Raw genomic sequence first — 260 nt, forward strand, 5'->3', positions numbered from 1 at the left:
GTCCCATCTGACGAACCACGCGATGTCCCTGCGCCTCGGCCGCGAGGGCCGATTTCGCGCGCCGCCATTTCGGCAGTTTCACCGTCGAGGCAGCGATCACCAGCGCCAGCCCGCCGAATGCCAGAAGCGGCAGCCGCTCGTCACGGAAGATCATGCCGAATACCACACTGAAGGCGGGCATGAGGAACATCGCCAGCGCCGCGCGGTTCGCGCCCGCCTGCTGGACCAGTGCATAATTCAGAAGGTTGGGCGCGACCGTG

At 66.2% G+C, this 260-nt stretch carries 1 protein-coding gene; it reads right to left on the reverse strand.

The annotated features are described in order from the left end of the window. Positions 1-260: EamA family transporter (locus JI666_RS22230; RefSeq protein ID WP_206895089.1), on the reverse strand; the 260-nt coding region annotated here is incomplete at both ends.

Source organism: Bacillus sp. NTK071 (genome assembly GCF_017303315.1).
GTDB lineage: Bacteria > Bacillota > Bacilli > Bacillales > Guptibacillaceae > Guptibacillus.